The following is a 1,790-nucleotide window of genomic DNA, read 5'->3' on the forward strand; positions in this document are numbered from 1 at the left end:
TCCTTCATTCCGGGATCGCCACGGAGACACGCCCCGCCAATGCCGGCCCAAAGCATTTGGACACTTCTCAGTTGGGGCCCCGATGGCTGGAGTGACGATATCGCCTCTGGCGTGCTGGTCACGATTGCGCTGGCGCTCGCCACGCTTCCGATCGGCCTGGTGATCGGCTTTTTCGTCGCCTTCGCCAAACAGTCGCAAGAACCATCGCTGCGGCTCGCTGCCAACATCTACACGACCGTCTTTCGCGGCCTGCCCGAGCTGGTGACGCTGTTCCTGTTCTTCTTCGGCATGCCGCTGCTGCTGCAATATGTCGTGCGCCTGTTCGAACCCGAGGCGACGGTCGACGTCAACAGCTTCATTGCCGGCATGATCGTGCTGTCGCTGATCTTCTCGTCCTACGCCAGCGAGGTCTTTCTTTCCGCCTTTCGCGCCATTCCCAAGGGCCAGTATGAGGGCGGCTACGCCATTGGCCTTTCGAAATGGCAGACCATGCGCCTGGTGGTCCTGCCGCAACTGCTGCGCATCGCTTTCCCGGGGCTGGAGAATTGCTGGCTCAGCCTGCTCAAGGACACCTCGCTGGTTTCGGTCGTCAACCTCGCCGAAACCTTGCGCAATGCCGGCGTCGCGGCCCGCGTCACCAAGCATTCCTTCCTGTTCTACAGCGTCGCGGCGCTGGTCTTCCTTGTGCTGGCCATCCTGTCGTCGATCGCGACCGGCTATATCCTGCGCTCGCTCGGGCGGAGGGAAGCGCGATGAGCGTCAGCCAGGCTATCGCCATCGACAAACCGCCGCCGCAGGCGCGCGGCTGGCCGCGCGCGCGCATCGTCGGCTATGCGCTTGTCGGCGTGTGGGCCCTTTTCGGTACCGGCATCGTGGCCTATCTGGTCCACGCCTGGAACGCCGAGTTCTTCGCCAGATACGCGCCGGCCTATCTGCAAGGACTTGGGACCACCCTGTCGCTGGTGGCCATCTCGATGGTGACCGGCGCGATCCTGTCGCTGCCCGTCGCCTATGGACGCATGTCGAAGAACAGGATCCTTTCCGGTCTTGCCTATTGCTACGTCTATTTCTTCCGCGGCACGCCGCTGCTCGTGCAGACCTACCTCGTCTATTACGGCGTCGGCTCCTTTCGGCCCGAACTCGAAACGGTCGGCCTGTGGTGGTTCTTCCGTGAAGCCTTCTACTGCGGCGTCTTTGCCTTCTCGCTCAACACTGCCGCCTACCAGGCCGAAATCCTGCGCGGTGCCATCGAGAGCGTGCCCAGGGGCCAGTGGGAAGGAGCCGCATCGCTCGGCCTGCACAAGCTGCAGACGCTGCGCAAGGTCATCATGCCGCAGGCGATCATCGTGGCGTTGCGACCTTACGGCAACGAGCTCATCCTGATGATCAAGGCTTCGGCAATCGTCGCCATCATCACCGTCTACGACCTGATGGGCAACGCCAAGCTCGCCTATGCAAAATCCTTCGACATCCAGGCCTATATCTGGGTGGCGATCGTTTATCTGGTGATGGTCGAGATCCTGCGCCATGGCGTCGAATGGATCGAGCGCCGGATCACCGTTCACCTCAAACGATAGAGCGCGCATGCGCGTCGGCCTGCACCAGCCGAAGCGGCTCTGCATGCCTTGACGAATTTTTCCCATAGCCTAGACCTTCCGCCACTGAAATCTCCGTTTTGTTGGAAGGCAGGCTTAATGGCATCGGTTGCATTTCTCGGTCTTGGCGTCATGGGCTACCCGATGGCCGGGCATCTCAGGAACAAGGGCGGCCACGACGTCACCGTCTACAAC

At 61.6% G+C, this 1,790-nt stretch carries 3 protein-coding genes; all 3 read left to right on the forward strand.

Annotated features, from left to right (window positions below; all coding sequences use genetic code 11):
- Positions 1-39: 39 nt before the first annotated feature.
- Positions 40-756, forward strand: coding sequence for an ABC transporter permease (locus EOA29_RS35190; protein ID WP_126093926.1), 717 nt, complete (start codon positions 40-42; stop codon positions 754-756).
- Positions 753-1,577: an ABC transporter permease gene (locus EOA29_RS35195; protein WP_126093925.1), complete on the forward strand. Its 825-nt coding sequence runs from the start codon at positions 753-755 to the stop codon at positions 1,575-1,577. The genes EOA29_RS35190 and EOA29_RS35195 overlap by 4 nt, the downstream gene beginning before the upstream one ends.
- 117 nt (positions 1,578-1,694) lie before the next feature.
- A partial coding sequence (locus EOA29_RS35200) for an NAD(P)-binding domain-containing protein (RefSeq protein WP_145970002.1) occupies positions 1,695-1,790 on the forward strand: 96 nt, incomplete at its 3' end.

The sequence above is a fragment of the Mesorhizobium sp. M1E.F.Ca.ET.063.01.1.1 genome (assembly GCF_003998155.1).
GTDB lineage: Bacteria > Pseudomonadota > Alphaproteobacteria > Rhizobiales > Rhizobiaceae > Mesorhizobium.